26 protein-coding genes are annotated in these 21,581 nt (G+C 74.9%); 18 read left to right on the top strand and 8 right to left on the bottom strand.

The features are described 5' to 3' along the window. The first annotated feature begins 49 nt into the window (after nt 1–49). Both ACGFIG_RS16565 and ACGFIG_RS16560 read left to right on the top strand, forming a co-directional pair. Entirely contained in the window at nt 50–1,024 is a 975-nt protein-coding gene (locus ACGFIG_RS16565) for a pirin family protein (RefSeq protein ID WP_393003610.1), read from the top strand. Nucleotides 1,025–1,065: 41 nt separating this feature from the next. Further along, nucleotides 1,066–1,731 (top strand): hypothetical protein, encoded by a 666-nt coding sequence (locus tag ACGFIG_RS16560; protein ID WP_393003609.1) that lies wholly within the window; start codon nt 1,066–1,068, stop codon nt 1,729–1,731. 249 nt (nt 1,732–1,980) lie between these two features. Here the strand turns inward: ACGFIG_RS16560 and ACGFIG_RS16555 are convergent, their stop codons facing one another. Together ACGFIG_RS16555 and ACGFIG_RS16550 are read right to left on the bottom strand one after the other, a co-directional pair. After that, nucleotides 1,981–2,634 (bottom strand): DUF1345 domain-containing protein, encoded by a 654-nt coding sequence (locus ACGFIG_RS16555; RefSeq protein ID WP_393003607.1) that lies wholly within the window; start codon nt 2,632–2,634, stop codon nt 1,981–1,983. A gap of 173 nt (nt 2,635–2,807) precedes the next feature. Next, a complete protein-coding gene (locus ACGFIG_RS16550; RefSeq protein ID WP_089000708.1) occupies nt 2,808–3,080 on the bottom strand; it encodes a DUF2795 domain-containing protein in 273 nt (90 codons plus the stop codon). A 155-nt stretch (nt 3,081–3,235) separates the two neighbouring features. Between ACGFIG_RS16550 and ACGFIG_RS16545 the strand changes: the two genes are divergently transcribed. Next, the gene (locus tag ACGFIG_RS16545) at nt 3,236–3,646 is read left to right on the top strand and encodes a DUF2267 domain-containing protein (protein ID WP_393003605.1); all 411 of its coding nucleotides are present in this window, start codon (nt 3,236–3,238) and stop codon (nt 3,644–3,646) included. A 54-nt stretch (nt 3,647–3,700) separates the two neighbouring features. On the opposite strand, the gene ACGFIG_RS16540 is transcribed toward ACGFIG_RS16545, so the two are convergent. Further along, a complete protein-coding gene (locus tag ACGFIG_RS16540; protein WP_393003603.1) occupies nt 3,701–4,867 on the bottom strand; it encodes a CaiB/BaiF CoA transferase family protein in 1,167 nt (388 codons plus the stop codon). Between the two features lie 74 nt (nt 4,868–4,941). On the opposite strand from ACGFIG_RS16540, the gene ACGFIG_RS16535 reads away from it, so the two are divergent. The 9 genes from ACGFIG_RS16535 to ACGFIG_RS16495 all read left to right on the top strand — a co-directional run bounded on the left by ACGFIG_RS16535 (nt 4,942) and on the right by ACGFIG_RS16495 (nt 12,557). Beyond that, nucleotides 4,942–6,120, top strand: a complete 1,179-nt coding sequence (locus tag ACGFIG_RS16535; RefSeq protein WP_393003601.1) for a glycosyltransferase family 4 protein — start codon at nt 4,942–4,944, stop codon at nt 6,118–6,120. Next, the gene (locus ACGFIG_RS16530; protein WP_393003599.1) at nt 6,113–7,102 is read left to right on the top strand and encodes a glycosyltransferase family 9 protein; all 990 of its coding nucleotides are present in this window, start codon (nt 6,113–6,115) and stop codon (nt 7,100–7,102) included. The genes ACGFIG_RS16535 and ACGFIG_RS16530 overlap by 8 nt, the downstream gene beginning before the upstream one ends. Before the next feature lie 236 nt (nt 7,103–7,338). Further along, nucleotides 7,339–8,358 carry a TerC/Alx family metal homeostasis membrane protein gene (locus tag ACGFIG_RS16525; RefSeq protein WP_393003597.1) on the top strand — a complete coding sequence of 340 codons (1,020 nt, stop codon included), beginning with the start codon at nt 7,339–7,341 and terminating at the stop codon, nt 8,356–8,358. Nucleotides 8,359–8,438: 80 nt separating this feature from the next. Next, the gene (locus ACGFIG_RS16520) at nt 8,439–9,029 is read left to right on the top strand and encodes a sulfite oxidase-like oxidoreductase (protein WP_393003796.1); all 591 of its coding nucleotides are present in this window, start codon (nt 8,439–8,441) and stop codon (nt 9,027–9,029) included. Further along, the gene (locus tag ACGFIG_RS16515) at nt 9,026–9,760 is read left to right on the top strand and encodes a ferredoxin reductase (RefSeq protein ID WP_393003595.1); all 735 of its coding nucleotides are present in this window, start codon (nt 9,026–9,028) and stop codon (nt 9,758–9,760) included. The genes ACGFIG_RS16520 and ACGFIG_RS16515 overlap by 4 nt, the downstream gene beginning before the upstream one ends. A gap of 19 nt (nt 9,761–9,779) precedes the next feature. Next, complete coding sequence (locus ACGFIG_RS16510) at nt 9,780–10,073, top strand: DUF6510 family protein (protein WP_393003593.1); 294 nt, start codon at nt 9,780–9,782, stop codon at nt 10,071–10,073. Further along, nucleotides 10,070–10,513, top strand: coding sequence for a hypothetical protein (locus tag ACGFIG_RS16505; RefSeq protein WP_393003591.1), 444 nt, complete (start codon nt 10,070–10,072; stop codon nt 10,511–10,513). Before ACGFIG_RS16510 ends, ACGFIG_RS16505 begins: the two co-directional genes overlap by 4 nt. A 60-nt stretch (nt 10,514–10,573) precedes the next feature. Further along, entirely contained in the window at nt 10,574–11,107 is a 534-nt protein-coding gene (locus tag ACGFIG_RS16500) for a GNAT family N-acetyltransferase (protein ID WP_393003589.1), read from the top strand. A 148-nt stretch (nt 11,108–11,255) separates the two neighbouring features. After that, a complete protein-coding gene (locus ACGFIG_RS16495) occupies nt 11,256–12,557 on the top strand; it encodes an NAD(P)/FAD-dependent oxidoreductase (protein WP_393003587.1) in 1,302 nt (433 codons plus the stop codon). 45 nt (nt 12,558–12,602) lie between these two features. On the opposite strand, the gene ACGFIG_RS16490 is transcribed toward ACGFIG_RS16495, so the two are convergent. Beyond that, nucleotides 12,603–13,397, bottom strand: coding sequence for a spermidine synthase (locus ACGFIG_RS16490; protein ID WP_393003585.1), 795 nt, complete (start codon nt 13,395–13,397; stop codon nt 12,603–12,605). Between the two features lie 62 nt (nt 13,398–13,459). After that, nucleotides 13,460–14,437, bottom strand: a complete 978-nt coding sequence (locus ACGFIG_RS16485) for a DUF2267 domain-containing protein (RefSeq protein ID WP_393003583.1) — start codon at nt 14,435–14,437, stop codon at nt 13,460–13,462. Nucleotides 14,438–14,667: 230 nt separating this feature from the next. Here ACGFIG_RS16485 and ACGFIG_RS16480 point away from each other — a divergent pair, with 230 nt between their 5' ends. After that, nucleotides 14,668–14,982, top strand: a complete 315-nt coding sequence (locus ACGFIG_RS16480) for a hypothetical protein (RefSeq protein ID WP_393003581.1) — start codon at nt 14,668–14,670, stop codon at nt 14,980–14,982. A 69-nt stretch (nt 14,983–15,051) separates the two neighbouring features. Here the strand turns inward: ACGFIG_RS16480 and ACGFIG_RS16475 are convergent, their stop codons facing one another. After that, on the bottom strand, nt 15,052–15,396 hold the full coding sequence (locus ACGFIG_RS16475; protein ID WP_393003579.1) for an STAS domain-containing protein: 345 nt from the start codon (nt 15,394–15,396) through the stop codon (nt 15,052–15,054). 56 nt (nt 15,397–15,452) lie between these two features. Next, the gene (locus ACGFIG_RS16470) at nt 15,453–15,809 is read right to left on the bottom strand and encodes an STAS domain-containing protein (RefSeq protein WP_393003577.1); all 357 of its coding nucleotides are present in this window, start codon (nt 15,807–15,809) and stop codon (nt 15,453–15,455) included. A gap of 284 nt (nt 15,810–16,093) precedes the next feature. Here ACGFIG_RS16470 and ACGFIG_RS16465 point away from each other — a divergent pair, with 284 nt between their 5' ends. The 5 genes from ACGFIG_RS16465 to ACGFIG_RS16445 all read left to right on the top strand — a co-directional run bounded on the left by ACGFIG_RS16465 (nt 16,094) and on the right by ACGFIG_RS16445 (nt 20,666). Further along, nucleotides 16,094–17,842 (top strand): PP2C family protein-serine/threonine phosphatase, encoded by a 1,749-nt coding sequence (locus ACGFIG_RS16465; RefSeq protein WP_393003575.1) that lies wholly within the window; start codon nt 16,094–16,096, stop codon nt 17,840–17,842. Continuing rightward, complete coding sequence (locus ACGFIG_RS16460; protein WP_393003573.1) at nt 17,839–18,891, top strand: B12-binding domain-containing protein; 1,053 nt, start codon at nt 17,839–17,841, stop codon at nt 18,889–18,891. The genes ACGFIG_RS16465 and ACGFIG_RS16460 overlap by 4 nt, the downstream gene beginning before the upstream one ends. Before the next feature lie 91 nt (nt 18,892–18,982). Further along, a complete protein-coding gene (locus tag ACGFIG_RS16455; RefSeq protein WP_393003571.1) occupies nt 18,983–19,330 on the top strand; it encodes an STAS domain-containing protein in 348 nt (115 codons plus the stop codon). Between the two features lie 70 nt (nt 19,331–19,400). Then, the gene (locus ACGFIG_RS16450) at nt 19,401–19,847 is read left to right on the top strand and encodes a response regulator (protein ID WP_393003569.1); all 447 of its coding nucleotides are present in this window, start codon (nt 19,401–19,403) and stop codon (nt 19,845–19,847) included. A 285-nt stretch (nt 19,848–20,132) separates the two neighbouring features. Beyond that, a complete protein-coding gene (locus ACGFIG_RS16445; RefSeq protein ID WP_393003567.1) occupies nt 20,133–20,666 on the top strand; it encodes an ATPase in 534 nt (177 codons plus the stop codon). A gap of 39 nt (nt 20,667–20,705) precedes the next feature. Here the strand turns inward: ACGFIG_RS16445 and ACGFIG_RS16440 are convergent, their stop codons facing one another. Beyond that, nucleotides 20,706–21,554: a hypothetical protein gene (locus tag ACGFIG_RS16440; protein ID WP_393003565.1), complete on the bottom strand. Its 849-nt coding sequence runs from the start codon at nt 21,552–21,554 to the stop codon at nt 20,706–20,708. Nucleotides 21,555–21,581: the final 27 nt, after the last annotated feature.

Below are 21,581 nucleotides of genomic sequence, written 5' to 3'. Positions count from 1 at the left end.
CAGCGGCATGCCCGGACCGGTGGCGGCTGTCCGGGCGTACAGTCGGGCGGTGGAGCGCACCGAGAAGATGCCCGCCGCCGAGACCCGACCACCCGGCGTGGCCACGGCCGATCCCGGCAGCGTCCTGCTGCCGGGCCACGACGTGCCGCTGGGTCGCTACACCACCGTCCGCCGGCTGCTTCCACAGCGGCAACGGCGGATGGTCGGCGCGTGGTGCTTCGTGGACCACTTCGGCCCGGACGACGTGGCCGAGCGGCCCGGCATGGAGGTGCCGCCGCACCCGCACACCGGCCTGCAGACCGTGACGTGGCTGCTCGACGGGGAGATCATGCACCGGGACAGCCTGGGCAACGTCCAACCGATCCGTCCCGGGCAGCTCAACGTCATGACCTCGGGGCACGGCATCGCCCACTCGGAGCGGTCGCCCGAGCGGCATCCGCCGCTGATGCACGGCGTGCAGCTCTGGGTGGCGCTGCCGGATCCGGCCCGCGCCGGAGCCGCCGACTTCGCCCACCACGCCGACCTGCCGCGCTGGCGCGACGGCGAGCTGGACGTCACCCTGCTCGTCGGCGAGTTGGCGGGCGAGCGGTCCCCGGCCGTGACGTACACGCCGCTGCTCGGCGCCCAGCTGGAACTGCGCGGGCCCGCACCGGCCACGCTGCCACTGCGCGCCGACTTCGAGTACGGGCTGCTGGCCATGTCCGGCACCGCAGAGGTCGACGGGGTGCCGTTCGCGCCCGGGGCGCTGCTCTACCTCGGCGCCGGCCGGGAGCGGCTGACTCTGACGGGCGAGCCGGGCAGCCGGCTGCTGCTGCTCGGCGGGGCCCCGTTCGAGGAGCCGCTGGTGATGTGGTGGAACTTCGTCGGCCGCTCGCACGAGGAGGTGCTCGCCGCCCGGGAGGACTGGATGGCGGGGCGACGCTTCGGCGTCGTCGCCGACGATCCCGCCCCGCCGTTGCCCGCCCCGGCGCTGCCGACCACCCGTCTCAAGGCGCGCGACCGCAGCGGCGGGCTGCGGGGCTGAGGCGGCAGGCGTGGCCGGGCGCGGCGCGGGTAGACGCCGGCATGCCGACCACAGCCACTTCCCGCGTCGAGGACAGGAAACGCCTGGTACGCCGGCTCGCCGGCAGCGGTCGAGGCTTCGCCGAGCAGTACGGCTTCCGGGTGATCAACAATCCGTCGAGCCTGTTCCAGGTGCTCTGCCTCGCCGTGCTGCTGGCCCGCCGGGGTGACTTCCGGCGCGCCGTGGACAGCGCGCACGCCCTGCCCGCGGCGGGCTGGGACAGCGCCGCCCGGCTGGCCCGTTCCCTGCACGCCGACCGGGTGCGCGTGCTGCGCGACAGCGGCCAACGCGGTGACGTCGACGCGCTCGCCGACACCCTCGGTGATCTGGCCCGCGCGGTGGTGGAGCGCTACCGGGGCGACCTGCGCCGGCTGCGCGCGGCGGCCCACCACGACCCGGCCCGGGAGCGGGAGCTGCTCGCCGAGCTGCCCGGAGTCGACGCCGAGGTGGTCGACCTGTTCCTGCGCGAGGCCCAGGCGCTGTGGCGGGAGGTGGCGCCGGTGGCCGACCGTCGGGCACTCGTCGCGGCCCGCCGGCTGGGGCTGGGGCGCTCCGCTGACGACCTGGCGGGCCTGGCCGGCAGCGGGGAGTCGGAGCGCCTGGCCTGGCTGGTCGGCGCGCTGGCCCGGGTCGACCTGGAGAAGCGGTACGCGGAGCTGACCGCCTGACGTTCGGTGGGCTGGCCCACAGTTCCGCCGTAATCAGCCGAACGGATGATGTTTCATCGTATGATGGTCGCGGCGCTGATGACCGCCCGGTTCGGGCGTACATCGACCGCCTGTTGGTCGCGGCCCGGTTCGGGCCCGACCAGCCACCGGACAGGTGCTGTGTGGCGCCCCGGTCGCGGTTCGCGACGGGGGCGCCCCGCCTGTCCGGCACCGCGGCGTCCCGCCCCTGCCGACCACGTCGCCGGGCTACTACCTCGCCAAGCCGGCCAGCAGGTTCACCGTGACCGCGATGATGAACGCCCCGAACAGGTACGACACCATCGCGTGTCGCAGCGCCGTACGGCGCATCTCGTTGTCGGTCAGTGCCGTGTCGGAGACCTGGAAGGTCATCCCGACGGTGAACGCCAGATAGGCGAAGTCGGAGTAGCGGGGCGGATCCGCCTGGTTGAAGTCGACCCCGCCGTCCGGCCCCGTGTAGTAGATCCGCGCGTAGCGGGCGGCGAACACGGTGTGCACCACCAGCCAGGACAACACGACGCTGAGCACGCCCAGCCCTCCGTAGACGTTGCGGGCGGGTGCGCCGGACGCGTCGTGGGTCCGGGTCACCACGACGCCGACGGCCAGCAGGCTGGCCAGGCAGGCGATGAGCAGGAGCGCGTCACGCGCCGCCCGGTTCGGGTCCTCGTGCACGGCCACCAGGGCCGTACGCCGCGCGTCCATCGGCCACAGCTTGTGCCAGACCAGCACCAGCCAGCTCAGCGCGGCGGCGTCCCAGCCGGTCAGCGGCGCCAGCTCCGGCGTGACGGTCAGCGCGGTGAGCCCGCCGACGATCACGCCGACCACGCCCATCACGGTGAGCTGGATGGCGGCCGGGCTGTGCCCGACCGGCCGGCGGGTCGTCATCCGTCACCGGTGCGGTCCCGCCCGGCGCGGGTGCCGCGGTACGGTCCGGCCCGGCCGCCGGTACGGCTGTCGCGCCGCGACCCGGTGCGCGTGCCGCGCCGCGACCGCGCGCCCCCGTCCGGCCCCGGCACGTCCGGCGGTCCCGGCAGGCTGGTGGCCCGGAACAGCAAGGCTCAGATGCCGCGCAGGTGCTGCGACACCCGCTGGTGCCGCTTGTCCCGGGCCTGTGCCGCCCGTTGGGCGGGGCCGACCTCCGGGGCCGCCTCGATGCCCGCCGAGCGGGCCACCTCGTTGCCGTTGGCGTAGTCGACCGGGGGCAGGGCCCGCAACGCGCGCAGCACGTCCGGCGGGGCGCCCTCCCGTTCGGCCTCGCGTACCACGTCGTCCTTCCCGGCCGGGTAGTCCAGGCTCGACAGGTACTGCAGCACGTCGGCGTAGCTCGCCATGGTGTCGGCTCCTCCGGGGCATCGATCGGGTCACGACCGGCGGCGGTTACCCGCACCACGGGTCGTCACGCGCCGCCCGGTGCGGAAATTGCCTTCGTTTCCCGGCCGGGCCGGCGGGTACGCGCAGGCCCCGACGCAACCCCGAAGGAGACCGGATGAACTACGACACCTTCGTCGACCAGGTCGCCCAGCGCACCCGTACCTCCTCGGACCAGGCCGTGGCGCTGACCCGGGCGACCCTGGAGACCCTCGCCGAGCGCCTGACCGGCGGGGAGGTGCTGGACCTGGCCGCCCAGTTGCCCAAGCCGTTGCAGCTCGTGTTGAAGCCGAGCCCGCGCACCGAGTCGGCGGAGCGGTTCGGCGCGGCCGAGTTCGTCGCCCGCGTCGCCGTGCGGGCCGGCGTGACCGAGCCCGCCGCCCGCGACGCCGCCCAGGCGGTCTTCGTCACCCTGCGCGAGGCGATCAGCGGCGGCGAGTTCGACGACGTGGTGGTCCAGCTGCCGCGCGACTACCGGGACATGGTCGAGCCCGCGATGGCGCCGGGCGCCACCCTGCGCCGGTCCTGACCCGGCGGCTGATCCCCGGGCGGCACCCTCGCCGCCGACAAGGTCCCGCCGCGCTCAGGCGACGGCGCCGGCGGCGCGCAGGGCGGCCACGCGCTGCGGGTCGAGGCCCGCCTCGACCAGGACCTCGTCGGTGTGCTCGCCCGGCTGCGGCGGCGGACGGCGCAACGCGGTCGGGGTGCCCGAGAAGCGGGGCGCCGGGGCCGGCTGGGTCACCCCGTCGCGTTCCACGAAGGTGCCCCGCGCGGCGAGGTGCGGGTGCTCCGGCGCCTCCCGCCAGTCCAGCACGGGCGCCACGCAGGCGTCCGAGGAGCCGAGCAGCGCCGTCCACTCGTCCCTGGCGCGGGTACGGAACAGCCGCGCCCACGACCGGCGCAACGCCGGCCAGTTCGCCGGGTCGGTGCGGTCCAGCGCCTCGTCCGGGGGCAGCGGGAAGCCGGTACGCCGGACGAGTTCCTCGTAGAAGCGTGGCTCCAGGGCGCCGACGGCCAGGTACCGGCCGTCGGCGCACTCGTACGTGTCGTAGAAGGGAGCGCCCCCGTCGAGCAGGTTCACCCCCCGCGCGTCCTGCCACATCCCGAGCCGGCGCAGCGCGTGGATCTGGGTGCTGAGCACCGCCACGCCGTCGACGATGGCCGCGTCGACCACCTGGCCCCGCGCGCCGCCGCGCACCGCGTACAGGGCGGAGACCAGGCCGAGCGCGAGCATCATCGCGCCGCCGCCGAAGTCGCCGAGCAGGTTCATCGGCGGCACCGGGCGCTCGCCGGCCCGGCCGATCCCGTGCAGCGCCCCCGTCAGCGCCACGTAGCCGATGTCGTGCCCCGCGTACGGGGCGGCCGGGCCGTCCTGCCCCCAGCCGGTCATCCGCCCGTAGACGAGCCGGGGATTGACCGCGAGACAGTCCGCCGGGCCGACACCGAGCCGCTCGGTGACCCCCGGCCGGAAGCCTTCGATCAGCGCGTCGGCGCCGGTGACCAGGGCGAGCACCGCCTCCCGGCCGCCCGGGGACTTCAGGTCCACCCCGACCGAGCGGCGTCCCCGGTTGAGCAGGTCCGGGTGCGGGGTGCCGAACGCCGCCGGGTCCACGTCGGTGGCCCGGTCCACCCGGATCACGTCCGCGCCCAGGTCGGCCAGCATCATCGCGGCGAACGGGCCGGGGCCGATGCCGGCCAGCTCGATCACCCGTACGCCGGCCAGCGGGCCGGCCGCAAGGTCCTCGGTCATCGGCACACCATAGGCGAGGCGCGTTTGCCTCGTACGGGGTCGGGAACCCGCCCGCCGAGCACGGGGGAGGTGGCGTGGCCGACGACCGGATCAGGGTGGCGATGCTGCACGGTCCCGGTCGGCCCGACGCCGACGGCGTCAGCGACTACGTGACGCACCTCGTCGGGGCGCTCGACGGCGTGGGCGTCGAGGTGACGCCGGTGCCGGTACGCCCCGACGGCGACCGGGAACGCTGGCGGGCCGCGACCGTCCGGGCCGCCCGCCGGGTGCGCCAGCTGGCCCCCGACGTGGTGCACGTGCAGTTCGCCCCGTCGGCGTACCGGTTCTCGGGGCAGCCGGGACTGCTGCCGTGGCGGCTGCCCCGGCGGGTGCCGCTGGTCACCACCCTGCACGAGTACGGCTGGTGGGCCTGCCCCGGCTGGCTGCCGGGACGGCTCTGGTCGGCGCTGGAGCGGGCCCGCTGCTGGGACCGGGAGTCCGGCCGGCTCGTGCCCGCCAGCGCGGCCGTGATCGTCACGAACCCCGGCCACGGCGAGGTGGTCCGCGCGCGCACCGGCCGGACGGCCACCCACATCCCGATCGCCCCGAACGTCGTCGACCACGTCGGCGCGCCCACCGCGGGGACGGGCCTGCGGGCGGAGCTGGGCCTGCCCGAGGGGGCCCCGCTGCTGGCCTTCTTCGGCTTCGTGCACCCGGTGAAGGGAGTGCGGTACCTCATCGAGGCGCTGCCCGCGCTGCGTCGCGACCACCCGGACCTGCGGCTGCTGGTGGTCGGCGGCTTCACCTCGCAGGCGCTACCCGAGCGGGAGGCGCAGGAGTTCCGCGCCGAGCTGACCGGGCTGGCCCACCGGTGCGGGGTGGCCGACGCCGTGACGTTCACCGGTCACCTGCCCGCCGAGCGGGTCTCCGCCGCGCTGCACGCCGCCGACGCGGCGGTGCTGCCGTTCACCGCCGGGGTGAGCACGAAGAGCGGGGCCCTGCTCGCCGCGCTCGCGCACGGCCTGCCGACCGCCGTGACGCAGCCCGACGACGGCGACGGGGAACTGCGCCGAAGCGGCGCGGTGGCGGTCATCGGCGCCCGCCGGGACAGCGCCGCGATCGCGCGTACCGTCGGGCGGCTGCTCGCCGATCCGGTGCTGCGCCGCCGGCTCGCCGAACGCGGGCGCGCCTTCGCCGCCGCGTACTCCTGGCCGAGGGTGGCCGCCGCGCACCGCGACCTCTACGCCCGGACCCTGGGCCGCGCGGATGCCTGACCGGTACGCGGACATCCTGGTGGTCGACCTGCTCGGCGGGATCGGCGACCTGATCATGCTGCTGCCGGCGGTGCACGGCCTGGCCCGCCGCAACCCCGGCACGCGGCTGCGGGTGCTCACCCACGATCCCGGGGCGGACCTGGTGCGCGTCGACCCGGCGGTCGCCGAGGTGCGCACGCCCCGGCACGGCGGGCCGGGCGCCGAACGGGAGGCCGTCGTCGAGGCGCTCGCGGCCACCCGGCCCGACCTGGCGGTCACCACCACCCGCTACGACGGCATCCCCGACCTGCTCGCCGCCGCTGCCGGACAGGCCGTGACGAACCTGTGGCGCGATCCGCCGCCGGAGCAGCCGGTCGGCGACCGCTACCTGGAGATCCTCTGCGCCGAGGGGCTGCTCGGGGCGGCCGACCGGGCCGTCCGGCCCCGGGTGCACCTCGCCGACGGGGCCCGGCGGGCAGGGGAGCGGGCGGTGGCCCGGCTGGTGGGCGAGCCGCCGGCCCCGCCGGTGGTGCTCGTCACCGACGCGGGCATGGCGGTCAAGCGCTGGCCGCAGGGGCACTGGCGGGAGCTGGCCCGCGCCCTGACCCGGCGCGGGCACCCGGTGCTCACCGTGGGCCCGGTCGACCCCACGGCGCCGGTCGGGGCGCCGCTACCCCGCTCGGACCTGCCCACCCTCGCCGGGCAGTTCGCGGCGGTGGGCCGCCGCGGTGGGGTGGTGGTCGGGCCGGACACCGGGCCGGTGCGGCTCGCCGCCGCGGCCGGCGCGGCGACGGTCGCGCTGTTCGGTCCCACCGACGCCCGGCGGTACGGGATGGGCGGCGCCGACCTGCAGGGCCTGCCCGGGTGCGCGTACCGGCGTCCCACCGCCATCACCGAGCAGCCCTGCTGGTGGGAGGCGCGCTGCCCGCTCGACGCGGACGCGCCGGCGTGCATGGTCGACCTCGACGTGGACGCCGTGCTCGCCGCCGTCACCGCCCGCTGACCCGCCGCGTACCGCCCGACGGATAACGCGTACGTGCAGGTGAGGTGACGGACGAGCGATCTGGTGTGCCCCGTTTGCCGCGTCCACGGGCCTGCCCTAACCTTGTCGCGACGAGGGGAGTACTTCCCACGAGCCATCCCGGTCAGTACGGCGTGCCCGAAACACGCCTCGGGTGGCTGCCCACCAAAAGTGGGTGAAGGAGACCTCGAACATGACAGGGTGTTCGAGGAGGCTCCATGTCCGATTTGCCGTATCTTGCCGCCACCGGTCTCCAGTCGGTGGGCACGCCCACGCTGTGGGGCGTCACCATCGCCGCCGTGATCCTGCTGCTGGTGCTGGACTTCCTGGTCACCCGCAAGCCGCACGAGGTGTCGATGCGGGAGGCGCTGGGCTGGTCCGCCTTCTACATCGCCCTGCCGCTGGCCTTCGGCGCCTGGGTCTGGTACCGCTTCGGCTCGAAGCAGGGTGTGGAGTACCTCACCGGTTACCTCGTCGAGAAGTCGCTCTCGGTCGACAACCTGTTCGTCTTCATGCTGCTGCTGGCCGCGTTCGCCGTACCGGCCGAGCTGGCCCAGCGGGCCCTGCTCTACGGCATCACCGGCGCGCTGCTGCTGCGCGCGGTGTTCATCGCCATCGGCGCGGCGGCCCTGCAGACCCTGGACTTCGCCTTCCTGATCTTCGCGATCATCCTGCTGCTCACGGCGGCGAAGCTGCTGCGTGACGCCCTCACCGGGCACGAGCAGGAAGTCGACATCAGCAAGATGCGGTCGGTGCGGCTGCTGCGCAAGTTCATGCCGGTCACCGAGGACTACCACGGCCCGAAGATGGTCGTCCCCATCGCCGGCCGGCGCACGCTCACCCCGTTCGCGCTCGTGGTGACCGCGCTGCTGGCCACGGACATCGTCTTCGCCGTCGACTCGGTGCCTGCCGTCTACGGCATCACCGAGGACCCGTACCTGGTCTTCGCCACCAACGCGTTCGCCCTGCTGGGGCTGCGGGCGCTCTACTTCGTGCTGCACGCCGCGCTCAGCCGGCTGGTGCACCTCAGCTACGGCCTGGCGATCATCCTGGCGTTCATCGGCCTCAAGCTCGGCCTGCACTGGGCGCACGGCATCTGGCCGGGCGTGCCGGAGATCCCGACCCTCGCCTCCCTGGGCGTCATCGTCGGCGTCCTGGTGATCGTCACCCTCACCAGCCTGCGGGCCACCAGCAAGGCCGGCTGGGGCGAGAAGGAGATCGTGATCGAACGGCACTGAGGCGTCACCCGTCGCGGTACGGTCCCGTCCGACCGCGCCCGCCCGCCCGATCCGGCTGCTACGACTGACGGGTGGGAATCGTGTCACCGGGCTTCCAGGGTCGGCCCCGCGCCGCGGAGCCGACCCTGCCGCCGGGGCAGTACCTGACGCGGGACTTTCCCGTGCTCTCCGCCGGCCCGACGCCGAAGGTGCCGCTGGAGACCTGGGAGTTCGTCATCTCCACCGAGACCGGCGTCGAGTTCCGGTGGAGCTGGGACGAGCTGATGGCGCTGCCCCAGGAGACCCCGACGGTGGACATCCACTGCGTGACCCGCTGGTCGAAGCAGGACACCGACTGGCAGGGAGTCTCGCTGGACACGCTGCTGGAGGGGATCGACACCGGCGCTGGGTACGCGCAGGCCCACTCGTACGGCGGCTACACCACGAACCTGCCGCTGGCCGACCTGCGCGGCGGTCGGGCGTGGGTCGCGCACCGCTTCGACGGCGCGCCGCTGCCCGCCGAGCACGGGGGCCCGGCCCGACTGCTCGTACCGCACCTGTACTTCTGGAAGTCCGCCAAGTGGGTGCGCGGCATCCGGCTCACCGTCGAGAACCAGCCCGGATTCTGGGAGACCGCCGGCTACCACGACTACGGGGACCCGTGGCGTGAGCAGCGGTACCAGGGCGATTGAGCGCCCCGCTGCGGTGGCGGGTCGCCCGGTTGCGCGAGCGCCGGGTGGAGACGCCCACCGCGCAGACCCTGGTGCTGGAGGTGCCCGGCTGGCCGGGCCACCTGCCCGGGCAGCACGTCGACGTGCGGCTGACCGCCCCCGACGGCTACCAGGCGGCGCGGTCGTACTCGCTGGCGGCCCCGGTCGACGGGGACCGGGTCGCGCTGACGGTGCAGCGGGTACCCGACGGTGAGGTGTCGCCGTACCTGATCGACGTCTACGCCGAGGGCGACCCGGTGGAGGTGCGCGGCCCGGTCGGCGGCTGGTTCGTCTGGCGGCCGGAGGAGACCTCGCCGGTGCTGCTGGTGGCGGGCGGGTCGGGCGTCGTGCCGCTGATGGCGATGGTCCGCGCCCGCCGCGCCGCCGGCAGCCAAGTGCCGTTCCGGCTGCTCTACTCGGTGCGCACCCCGACCGACGTGTTCTACGCCGACGAACTGCGCCGCCGGGTCCGCGACGACCCGGGCCTGGACGTCGCGTACGTGTACACCCGTGAGGCGCCGGAGGGCTGGCGCGGGGAGCCGCACCGGATCGGGCGGGCCGACGTCGCCAGCCACGGCTGGCCGGCGGAGCGGGAGCCGCTGTGCTACGTCTGCGGCCCGACCGGGTTCGTGGAGACCGTCGCGGACCTGCTCGTCGGGCTGGGCCACCGGAGCGGGCGGGTGAAGACCGAACGGTTCGGCCCGACCGGATGAGCGTCGAGAGGAGCGGACGATGACCGACCCGTCGTACCTGGACGGCAACATGCTCGACGGCCCGCTGCGGGAGCTGTTCGCCGTCGACCTGAGCACGGCCACCGGGCGGTGCGCGCACTGCGGCACCCTCGGTGAGTTGGCCGGCCTGCGGGTCTACACGCACGCGCCCGGGCTCGTCGGTCGCTGCCCGAACTGCGCCGAGGTGATGCTGCGGCTGGTCCGCTCGCCCGAGCACGCCTGGCTGGACCTGCGCGGGGCCACCTTCCTGCGGGTGCCGATGCCGGCGGAGCAGCCGTACCGGAGCCCGCGGTGACGGCGGGGGAGGGCGACGCGACCCGCGGATCGGACGGCGACGGGGCGACGGAGGAGGCACTGCGGGCGCGATCGGCACGGGAGGTGTTCGACGACCACCTGCGGTTGGCCGCCGAGCACCGGTTCGCCGAGGACCTGGCGCGCAACGTGTCACCGTCGTGCGTGGTCCTGGAACGCCGGGGAGTGTTCCGCGGCCACGCGGGGGTCCGCGAGCTGGCCCGGTGGCTGGAGGACGAGCTGCCCGGCGCCCGGTACGAGTACACGAACCGGATGGTCGAGGACCGGATGGCGTTCCTGGAGTGGACGGCCCAGATCGAGGGCGTACGGGTCCGCGACGGGGCGGACTCGTTCCTCATCGAGCAGGGCTGGATCGTCGCCCAGACCATCCACTACACGCTGGAGCGGGCCGGCGCCCCGGCGGACCCGCCCGCGGGCAGGTGAGAGCCGAGGCGCTCGCAACCGGCTGGACAACGGCGGGGCCCGGGGCGACAGTGGTTCGCCGTGAGATATCTGCGTACGGCGGGTCCGGCCGCCATCCGTCGGCCCCGTCCCGGCGACGAGGCCGAGTTCGTCGCGGCGGCCCGGCGCAGCCGCGACCTGCACCACCCCTGGCTCGCCGCACCCGACGACCCGGCGCGCTACGCCGCGTACCTGCGCAAGATCCGCCGCCGTGACCACGCCGGCTACCTGATCTGCGACCGGGACTCCGGGGCGATCGCCGGCTACGTGAACATCAGCGGGATCCTCCTGGGGGCGCTGCGTGGCGGCTACCTCGGCTACGCCGCCTTCCTGCCGTACAGCGGCACCGGGCACGCCTCCACGGGGGTCGGTCTGGTGGTCCGGCACGCGTTCGACACGCTCGGCCTGCACCGGCTGGAGGCGAACATCCAGCCGGGCAACGAGCCGTCGCGCCGCCTGGCCCGCAAGCTCGGTTTCCGGCTGGAGGGCTACTCGCCGGACTACCTGTTCATCGACGGGGCGTGGCGCGATCACGAACGGTGGGCGATCACCGCCCCGGCACCCGCCGTCTCGTAGGCATCTCCCTACTGATCCCGCCGGGTGCGGACGTTCGGGCGACGCGGGGAGGTGGAGGCGGTGGGGGTGCCGGGTATGTCCGGTTGGCCGGGTGACAGCCGTCCGACTCGCCGCGTTTGTCCCGCCCCGGCGCGGGTACGGGGCCGCAATGACGAAACCTCGTGTGGTGATCGTGGGGGCCGGGTTCGCCGGTTACCACGCGGCGAAGACGTTGAGCCGGCTGGCCCGGGGCCGGGCCGAGATCGTGCTGCTGAACTCCACCGACTACTTCCTCTACCTGCCGCTGCTGCCCGAGGTTGCCGCCGGCGTGGTCGAACCCCGCCGGATCTCCGTGCCGCTGACCGGAACGCTGCCCGGGGTGCGGGTGCTCATCGGCGAGGCCGACCACGTCGACCTGCAGAACCGCTGGGTCGGCTTCACCCAGCCGGAGGGCGACCGCAACCGGATCGCGTACGACCGGCTCGTGCTGGCCGTCGGCAGCGTCAACAAGCTGCTGCCCATCCCCGGCGTGACCGAGTACGCGCACGGCTTCCGTGGTTTGCCCGAGGCCCTCTACCTGCACGACCACGTGGTCCGGCAGATCGAGCTGGCCGAGCAGGCCGAGGATCCGGCCGAGCAGCGGGCGCGCGCCACCTTCGTGGTCGTCGGCGCCGGCTACACCGGAACCGAGGTCGCCGCACACGGTCAGCTGTTCACCGACGAACTGGTCTCCCAGCGCCCCCGACTCAAGATCCGCCCGAAGTGGATGCTGCTGGACGTCGCGCCCCGGGTCCTGCCCGAGCTGGACGAGCGGATGTCGAAGACCGCCGACCGGGTGCTGCGCCGCCGCGGCGTGGACGTGCGGATGGGCACCTCGGTGGCGGTGGCCACCGCCGACGGGGTCACCCTCACCGACGGCGAGTACGTGCCGACCTGCACCCTCGTCTGGTGCGTCGGCGTACGCCCCGACCCGTTCGTCGCCGAACTGGGCCTGCGTACCGAGAAGGGCCGCCTGGTCGTCGACGAGTACCTCACCGTCCCCGGCTTCCCCGAGGTGTACGCGTGCGGCGACGCCGCCGCCGTGCCCGACCTCACCCACCCCGGGCAGATCTGCACCATGACGGCGCAGCACGCGCAGCGGCAGGGCAAACTGGCCGCGCACAACATCGCCGCCTCCTACGGGGAGGGACGGCGCAGGCCGTACAAGCACCACGACCTGGGCTGGGTGGTGGACCTGGGCGGCCGGGACGCGGCGGCGAACCCGCTGAAGGTGTCGCTGTCCGGGCTGCCCGCCAAGGCGGTGACCCGTGGCTACCACCTGCTGGCGATGCCGGGCAACCGGGCCCGCGTGAGCGCCGACTGGATGCTGGACGCCGCACTGCCCCGTCCGGCCGTGCAGCTCGGCCTGGTCCCGGCCAACGCCGTTCCGCTGGAGAGCTCCTCGCCCGAGGTGGCCGTCCGGGCGCGCTGACGCGCCGGGACCAGTCGTTGTCCGAGCGCGCGGTCGGGCCGCGATTCAGCGCGCGGTCAGGGTCGCGTCGGTGGCGGGACGGGCGCCGGCCACGAACGCGTCCAGGGCCGGCCCGTGCAGCACGCCACCGGGCACCGGATCCCGCGCGACCCGGGCGGACAGCCGGGCCACCGGCAGTCGCCCGGGCCGCGCCGCGGCGGCGAACACCACGTTGCCGTACCGCCGCCCGCGCAGCATCCGGCGGTCGGCGACCAGGCAGACGTCGGCGAGGACGGCCCGCAGGGTCGCGGCGTGGACCCGGGCGAAGACCAGCGGCGGCAGGTCGGTGACGTTGACCAGGAGTACGCCGTCGGGGCGCAGCGCCCGGGCCACCTCGGCGACGAACTCCACGCTGCGGACGTGGGCGGGCATCCGCGCCGCCCGGTAGATGTCGACCAGCACCAGGTCGTAGCCGGCCGAGGGCAGCCGGGTCAGGGCGTCCCGGGCGTCGGCCACCCGTACGTCGACGCCGGCGGGCGGCGCCGGCAGCTCCCGGGTCACCAGGTCGACCACGGCCGGATCGCGTTCCACGACCAGCTGCGGCGAGCCGGGCCGGGTGGCGGCCACGTAGCGGGGCAGCGTCAGCGCGCCGCCGCCGAGGTGCAGCACGTCCAGCGGGCGGCCGGGCGGGGCCGCCAGGTCGACGACGGCGGCCATCCGCCGTACGTACTCGAAGCGCAGGTGCCGGGGGTCGGCGACGTCCACGTAGGACTGCTCGACGCCGGCAGCGAGGAGCGTACGCCCGGTGGGGCGGGCCGGGTCGACGACCAGCTCCAGCCGGGGCGCGTCGCGGGGATCCACCCCGGCAGGCTAGCCGAGCCGGGGTGGGCCGGCGGGTGGCCGCCCGCCGGCCCACGCGAGCCTCAGCCGGCCGCCATCCCGGCGCCCGCCTCGTCGATCGCGTCGTCGACGGCGTGCGCGAGGTCCACGTCCATCGCGGTCACCGCGCCCGCCTGCCGGGACCGTACGGTCAGCACGGCGCTACCCGGGTCGGGGCGGCTGATCCGCGGGCTGCGCCCGGTCTCCTGCCGCAGCCGGTCGATCCGGTCCAGCACCCGGTCGAGGTTGTCCGCCGGCAGCTGGACGGTGCGGGTCAGCGCGTCGCCGTCGCCGGACCAGTACGGCAGGTCGCCGAGCGCCTCCCGCAGGTCCGCGTCGCTGAGCGGGGGCGTCGCGCTGACCGCGCCGACCACCCCGCCACCGACGGGCGGCGGTTGCAGGAGGTCCCGCAGGCCGTCGGGCACGTGCAGCGACTCGATCAGGTCGCCGTCGTGGTCGGCCAGCGCCGCCACGGTCGCCTCCGCCTGGTAGCGGGCCTGCTCCGGGGTACGGCCGCTGATCCGGCCCACCTCGGCCAGGAAACCGGGCAGTTCCCGGTGCCGGCGGATGCCGTCCACGGGGACGACGTCGTGCAGCTTGGCCGGCACGGCCGCCAGCAGTCGGCGGCGTTCCGCCTCGTCCAGGGCGAACGCGAGGACCAGCACGGTCGACTCGACCCCCACCTTGGCGCTGCGGAAGTCGGCCCCGGTACGCCGTACGACGTCGTCGACGAGCGCGTGGTAACCCATCGGCGTACCGTCCGGTGCGCCCGGTGCCCGCTTCGGCAGGGGGCGGCCGGCCTCCGGGACGCCCGCCGGCGGCGGAGCCGGCCCGCCCCGGGTGCTGTCCGGCTTGTGTCGCCCGGCCGGCGGCGGACCGGCGCGCTTGCCCTGATCCAGGTGCGTGATCTGCTTGGAGGCGCTCAGGCTGGCGCCCGTCTCGCTGGCCTGCATGCCGCGCTCGCGCGCCTGGCGGGCCAGCGCCCGGCGGCGCTGGTTGTCGCCCTCCATCTGCTTGCGCATGGTGACACCTCGCTTCCGCTGGTGTTCCCGTCGCTTCCGCCGGTCGCCTTCCCGTCGTCGCCGGCACCGAAACGGACGCCGGCGGCCGGGCCGGCGACGCCTGCGGGGCGGGACGCCGTTGGCGCCTGCGGGGAAGCTTCATCCGGCCGGGGTGAGGGCCCCTCACCCGGTGGGGGCCGACGATCGCAGCGGACCGGGGTACTTCCGAGAACGCGGAAGGGCAGGTCGTCATGAAGCGGATCGTCGAGATCGTTCCCGCCCGACCCGGCTGGTACGCCCGCTGGCGCCTCTCACCCGAGGACACCCGCTGCTACCCGGTGAGCCTGTGGGCGCTGCTGGAGGAGGGTGACGGCTCGGGGCGCGAGGTGGTCGGGGTGGACTGCATCGGGCAGTGGCCCGGCGCGGACGACAACGAGGCGGGTGGGGTGTTCGTCCGCTATCTCTTCCAGACTCCCGATTCCGGGCCGCCCGAGGACGCCGAGCCGCCAACCACGGGACAGCGGCGGAGCACCGGGCCCCGGCTGCAACCCGTCACCACACCCTGATCATCACTCCGGCCCCCGGCCCCTGGTCCCAGGGTCGGGGGCCACCCCTCGCCGGTGCGGGGGACCGGCTCAGCCCGCCCGGCGGATGTCGCCGTCGGCGGCGCGTTCCACCATGAGCAGCTCGGTCAGGCCGGTGCGGTCGAGCAACTGCTGGAGCTGGGGACCGACCCCGCAGAGCCGGACCGCGCCCGTGCCGCCCTGATGGGCGGTCAGGAACGCGCTGAGCCCGGACGAGTCGCACAGGCTGACCGCGCTCAGGTCGAACAGGAGTTCCTGGTAGCCGTCGCGGCGCAGCTCGGCGGCGGCGGTGACGAGGTCCGGGGCGGTGTCGAAGTCCAGCTCACCGGACAGCCGGAGCCGGGCGCGTCCGGCGTCGAGCCGGGTCACCTCGATGGTCAACAGCTGGGCGGCCATGCGTCCATGTTCCCAGTCGGGGGCCGCCGTGCAAAGCCAGGGGCCGTCGGGTCGCGTCAGAGCGTGCCGGTGGGGCGACGGGCGGCATCCTCGGCCGCCGTCAGGCCCTCGCCCAGCGGCCGGGCGAGCAGGCCCGTCACGCCGGTCATGTCCAGGATCGTCTGCAGGAACCGGGGCACCGCGTGCAGGCGGAGAGCGGTGTCGCACTGCTGCCCCTCGCGCCACGCGTGCACGATCACCCCGAGGCCGGTGCTGTCGATGAAGAGCAGGCCGCCGAAGTCGAGGACGAGGCTCTGGGGAGCGTCCATGAGCATCCGGTCGACCTCGGCGCGCAGCGGGCCGGCGGTGGTGTAGGCGAGGTCGCCCCCGACCCGGATGAGCGGCGCGGCCGGATCGGACAGGTCGACTGCCATGCTCAACGGAGTAACCTCGGGTTTGCTCCGGTATGACAGCACGATCACGCCTTTCCGAAGGCCGCCTGGGTGCAGGGGTGAGGGGATCGTAACAATCCCCGGCGGGTCCCGCCCGGTACGCGAGCACCGCCCGGGCTGCTCCGGGCCGTACCGCTGCGGGTGCATCAGGGCGACGGCTGCCAGGTGGCGGTCGCGGCACACGGGCGTAGGGTGGTGTCAGAGATTTGACCACCTGCGCCGCGTCGCGGTGCTACGGCCGTCGACAAGGAGTGGGGCTTCAGCTGGTGACTGCTGCCGACGTGCGGGACTGGGAGCCCGGCGACGGACGGATCTCCACGCCGCGTGCCGCACGGGCCACGGCGTGCTCCGCCGACGCCCCGGCTCGCCCCGCACCCGTGCGCGCCGACCGGGAGCACCGCACGCCCGACTGGTCCGAGGTCGTCGAGCACTTCCGCGAGGGCCTCGTCGTCTGTGACGCGGGGGGTGTCGTCCGGCACGTCAGCCCGGTCGCGCAGCGGCTGCTGCCCGAGGTCGCCCCGGGTGAGCTGCTCGCGGCGGCCGGCATCGCGGGGCTGGCTGGCGACGCCGAGTTCAGCCACCACGGCCGCCGGCTGCGTGCGCGCCGGGTGCCCCTGTCGGGCGCCCGCTGCTGCTGGTACGTCGAGGACGTCACCGACAGCGTCACCCGCTCCGACGCCCTGCTCGCCGAGCGGGCCCGCTCGGCGTTCCTGGCGGTCGTCGGTGAGAAGCTCGGCAACCCGCTGCACCCGGACCGGGCCGCCGCGGCGGTGGTCCGGCTGGCCGTGCCGACGCTGGCCGAGGTGGCGGTGCTGGTGCTGACTCCCCGTTCCGGGCGGGCGCGCTGGTGGCGGGCCGCACGCAGCGACGACGACGCCCCGGTCGTGGACAGCGGCGTCGTGCCCGCGTCCGACCTGCCGGCGGCGATCGCCGAGGGGCTGGACGGCGGGGAACCGCACACCGTCGACTGGCTGGTGGAGCAGGCCGTGGAGGCCGGCTGGCTGTCCGGGTCGACCCCGGCGGAGGTCTCCGCGCGGGTGGTGCCGCTGCCGGGCCGGGACGCCCCGGCCGGCGCGCTGCTGGTCGCGCGGCGCGTCGAGCGCGGCTACGACGGGGCTGACGTGGACCTCGTCCGGGCCTTCGCGGCCCGGGCCGGGGCGGCCCTGACCACGGCGCTGCTCTACCGCGACCAGGCCGAGGTCGCCGACACGCTCCAGGCGAGCCTGGTGCCGGTGGAACCGGCCGAGGCGACGGGCGTGCAGTGGGGCACCGCCTACCGCCCGGCCCAGGCCGGACTGCGCATCGGCGGCGACTTCTACGGTGCGCATCGGCTGGCCGACGGCGGCTCGGTGTTCTTCCTCGGTGACGTCTCCGGCAAGGGTGTCGAGGCGGCTGTCTTCACCGGCCAGTTGCGGCAGTGCCTGCAGGCGCTGCACCGGGTCGAGTGGCAGCCGGGGCGGCTGCTGAAGCTGCTGAACGACGCGCTGCTGGAGACCAGCCAGGCACAGGGGCAGGGGCGTTTCGCGACCATGGTGCTGGGCGTGGTCCGCGCGCAGCGCGAGGGCGGCCTGACCCTGACGATGGCCGGTGGCGGCCACCTGCCGCCGCTCGTGCTGCGCAATTCCGGCGAGGTCGAGCCGGTGCCGCTGTCCGGCATGCTGGTCGGCGTGGTCCCTGATCCCCGCATCGGCGAGGTGACCGTCCGGTTGGAACCGGGCGAGACCTGCCTGCTCTACAGCGACGGGGTCACCGAGGCGCGCGGCGGGCGCCGCGGCGACGAGCAGTTCGGCACGGAGCGGCTGGTCCACGCCCTCAGCGGCTGCCAGCGGATGCCGGCGCCCGCGCTGGCCGAACGGGTCGAGCAGGTGACCTGCGACTGGTTGGCCCACGGCGACCACGACGACATCGCCGTGCTCGCGCTGCGCGCGACCGGTCCGGGTGAGCGGGCGACCCGGCATCTGCACGCGGTGCCCGACACGGCCACGCCGGCCGAGGTGAGGGGGATCCGACCGTGACCGCCACTCCGACCGCCGCCGAGGCCACTGCGGCCGGCGCCTGGTCCGGATACCTGGACTGCCTCCAGGAAGCCGACGAGTACGCCGCCGTCGAGGTGGCCGTCGGCCTGCTCGAGGCCGGCGTGCCCGCCGAGCGGCTTCTGCTCGACCTGGTCGCGCCAGCGCAGGCCGAGGTCGGGGAGCGGTGGGCGCGCAACGAGTGGAGCGTCGCGCAGGAGCACGCCGCGACGCACATCAGCGAGCGGGTGGTCGCGGCGGTGGCCGCGTACGCGAACCCGCGCCCGACGCGGGGCCGGGTGGTGGTGGCCTGCATGGACGGTGAGTGGCACGCCCTGCCGCCGCGGCTGGTGGCCGAGGTGCTGCGGTTGCGCGGCTGGCAGGTCACCTTCCTCGGCGCGAGCGTTCCCGCGCCGCACCTGGTGTCGTACCTGCACCGGCACGACGCCCACGCGGTGGCGCTCGCGTGCGCGCTGCCGATGCGTCTGCCGCACGCGCACCGCATGGTCGAGGCGTGCCGCCGGGTGGACGTCCCGGTGGTGGTGGGGGGCCGGGGATTCGGGGTGGACGGTCGCTGGGCCCGCCGCCTCGGCGTCGCTTGGGCGCCCGACGCCCCGAGCGCCGCCGACCTGGTCGCCGACGAGCGCGCGCTGCGCCGCGTCCCGCCGGCGGAGCTGAGCCACCTGGCCGACGACGAGTACACCAGCCTGGGCAAGCGGCGCGGCGAGCTGATCGACGGGGCACTGGCGGACCTGAGCGAACGCGTACCGGGGACACGCGACTACACGCCGAGTCAGTTGGACTCCACGGTCAGTGACCTCGGATACATCGTGGACTTCCTGGCCGCCGCGCTCTACGTCGACGACAGTTCGCTGTTCACCGAGTTCGTCGACTGGCTGGTCGAGATCCTCACCAGCCGCGGTGTGCCTGCCGCCACGCTGGCGTCGACTCTGGAACACTACGGGCGGGTCCTGCGCGACTTTCCCCGGGCCGCGCGGTTCCTGGCGGCGGCCCGATCGGCCGCGGCCACGGCGGGCGGCCAGCCCGGGTGACGCTGAGCGCCGGTGCGGCCGTGCCGGTCACCCCTGCTTATACTTGCCACACTGCAAGGATCGTCCTGTGGTGGAGCGAGGGAGACCAGGGGTGACGTTCACCGTCACGTACGCCGACCGCGACGGCGGGGCGACGCGCCTGCGACTGGCCGGCGAGCTCGACCTCAGCACCGCGCCCGAACTCAACGCCGCCATCGACCGGCTCGTCGACGCCGGCAAGCGCCGCCTGCTCGTCGATCTCACCGACCTCACCTTCTGTGACTCCACCGGGATCGCCGCCTTCGTCCGGGGTGACAACCGGGTCGCCGCCGACGGCGGTTGGCTGCGGGTGACCGGCGCGAGGGGGCGGGTCGACCGACTGCTCCAGGTGACCGGGCTGGCGGAGGTGCTCAGACACGATTCCGGCAGGGCCGACCCGACAGCGCGCTCCGCCGGCTGATGGGCTAGATTTCCCCGCCGGCACAGAGCGCCTAGCGATTCTCCGTTCCACCGACACGAAGCAGGTAGTGATGGGTGCAGAAACCCCGAGTCCGGTTCGCATCCTCGTGGTGGACGACGACCCGGGTGACGTGCTGATGATCGAGGAGGCCCTCGCGGACTCCGACGTCGACAAGGTCATCGACGTCGTCAGCGACGGCCAGGAGGCGATGGAGTTCCTGCGTCGCGAGGGTCGCCACACCGACGCCCGGCGGCCGGACGTCATCCTGCTCGACCTGAACATGCCCCGGATGGACGGGCGGCAGGTGCTCGGCGAGGTCAAGGGCGACGAGGACCTGCGTACGATCCCGATCGTCGTGCTCACCACCTCCAACGCCGACACGGACATCGTGGGCAGCTACACGTTGCAGGCCAACGCCTACGTCACCAAGCCGATCGACCTGGACGACTTCAACGACGTGGTGCGCCGCATCGACGAGTTCTTCGGCCGGGTGGTCGTGCTTCCGAAGCGCTCCTGAGCCGCCGCCCTGCCCGGCGACGGCAGCAGGTACCGCCCCGACCGGTGACGGCAGCAGGTACCGCCCCGACCGGTGGCGGCAGCAGGCGCAGTCCCGTCCGGCGGAGGCAGCAGGTGCCGCGCTCGCCGGCTGGCCCGGCCGGGCGCCTCTGCGCGGATCGTCCCCGCCGGCGCGCCCGGCCGCGTCCGCATGGTGAACAATTTTCCCGAACCCCCTCCGCTGCCGCCCCCAGCGCCGAGGATCCAGGGTGGGGAAGGAATCACCGGCTGCCTGGGGGGCGACAGTATGAGGTTCTGCGTCGTGGAGACCGGATACGACCAGGGGCAGGTCGATTCCTGCCTGGACGAGATCGGCATCCGGCTGGCCCGGCTGGCCGCCCGGGCGGAGGGCGCCGCGAGGGCCGGGCGCGAGTGGGACGAGATCCGGGACGAGGCGACGGCGCTGCGTGGGCTGCTGCAACGGCTCGACCTCGGCGACGCGGACCGGACCCGGCGCGCCGGCGAGGCGGCGGACCTGCTGACCCGCGCGCGCGTCGAGCTGGACGCCGCCCGGGAGGAGGCCCGGCAGGTGCGCGAGCGCGTCTACGCCGAGGCGGTGCAGGCCCGCCGGGAGTTCGAGGAGGCGCTGCACGCCCGGCGCCGGCGCGAGGAGCGGGTGGACCGGATCCTCGACGGCCTGACCACCGAAACTGTCCCGGCCGACACCCCGACGGCTGCGGCCGCGGTGCCGGGCGGCGGTGTGCCGGCTACCCGGATCGGCGCCCGTGGCGGCGCGGACGCGGCCAGCGACCCGCCGGGCGGCCGGGCCGGGATCCGCTGACCCCGGTGCCGCGGGGGCGTCACGTGCCCCTGGCGGCCGTCACGTCAGCGCGGCGACGACCGTGGTGGCCAGCCCCTCGTGCTGGGCGTACGCGTCGGGGAAGGCCGAGATCTGGACGGCCTGGGCGGCACCGGCCACGCTCATCTGCTGCCAGCCCGGCACCTCCCGCAGCGCCTCGTAGAAGGCCCGTGCGGCGTAGGCCGGGCGCATCAGGTCGCGTACGGTGCCCCAGCCGCTGCTCGGGCGCTGCTGGAACAGGCCCACGGAGTCGTGGTCGGCGCCGCTGCCCTGGTGGGGGTACCGGCTGGACTCCGGGAGCACGTCGCTGGCGAGGTTGTAGAGCCGGCTTTCCTGCATGGCGGTCGCCACGGCGACGATCATGGCGCGGCGGGGCATCTTCAGCTCGGCGCCCACGTCCACGATGATCTTGGCGTTGTCCATCTGCGCCTGGGTGAGTCCGGCGACCGGGCGCGGGCGGGGCGGCGGGGTCGGCTTGCGTGGCGCCTTGCGGGTCGCCGAGGGGGTCGGCTTCGGCGTCGGGCTGGGGCTGAGCGAGGGCGAGGGGGAGGCCGAGGGGGTCCGCTCCAGTGACCGCGAGGCGCGGTCGTCGTCGACGGCCCGCTCGATCAGCGCCTCGGCCACGGGCTCCCGCGCGGTGTCGGCGTCCCCGCGCGTGCCGGCGAACGCCGCGACGCCGAGGCAGCAGGTCACGCCGGCGGCGAGTGCGGCCCGGACGGGGGTCGAGGCGAGCAGGGCCCGGCCGCCACGGCGCGGCGCCTCCCGTACGCGGTGACGGCCTGTCGTCCGATCGGTTGAGGTGGGATCGTCCGGTCGGGCGGCCGGCGGATCCTGGGTCAGCTTCTGGTCGAGGGGATCGTCGTGGTGCACCCGCCGAGGCTAGAAAGCTGAGCGCCG

The organism is Micromonospora sp. NPDC049048 (assembly GCF_043197615.1).
GTDB lineage: Bacteria > Actinomycetota > Actinomycetes > Mycobacteriales > Micromonosporaceae > Micromonospora.
This window is presented reverse-complemented; position numbering and strand designations above follow the sequence as displayed.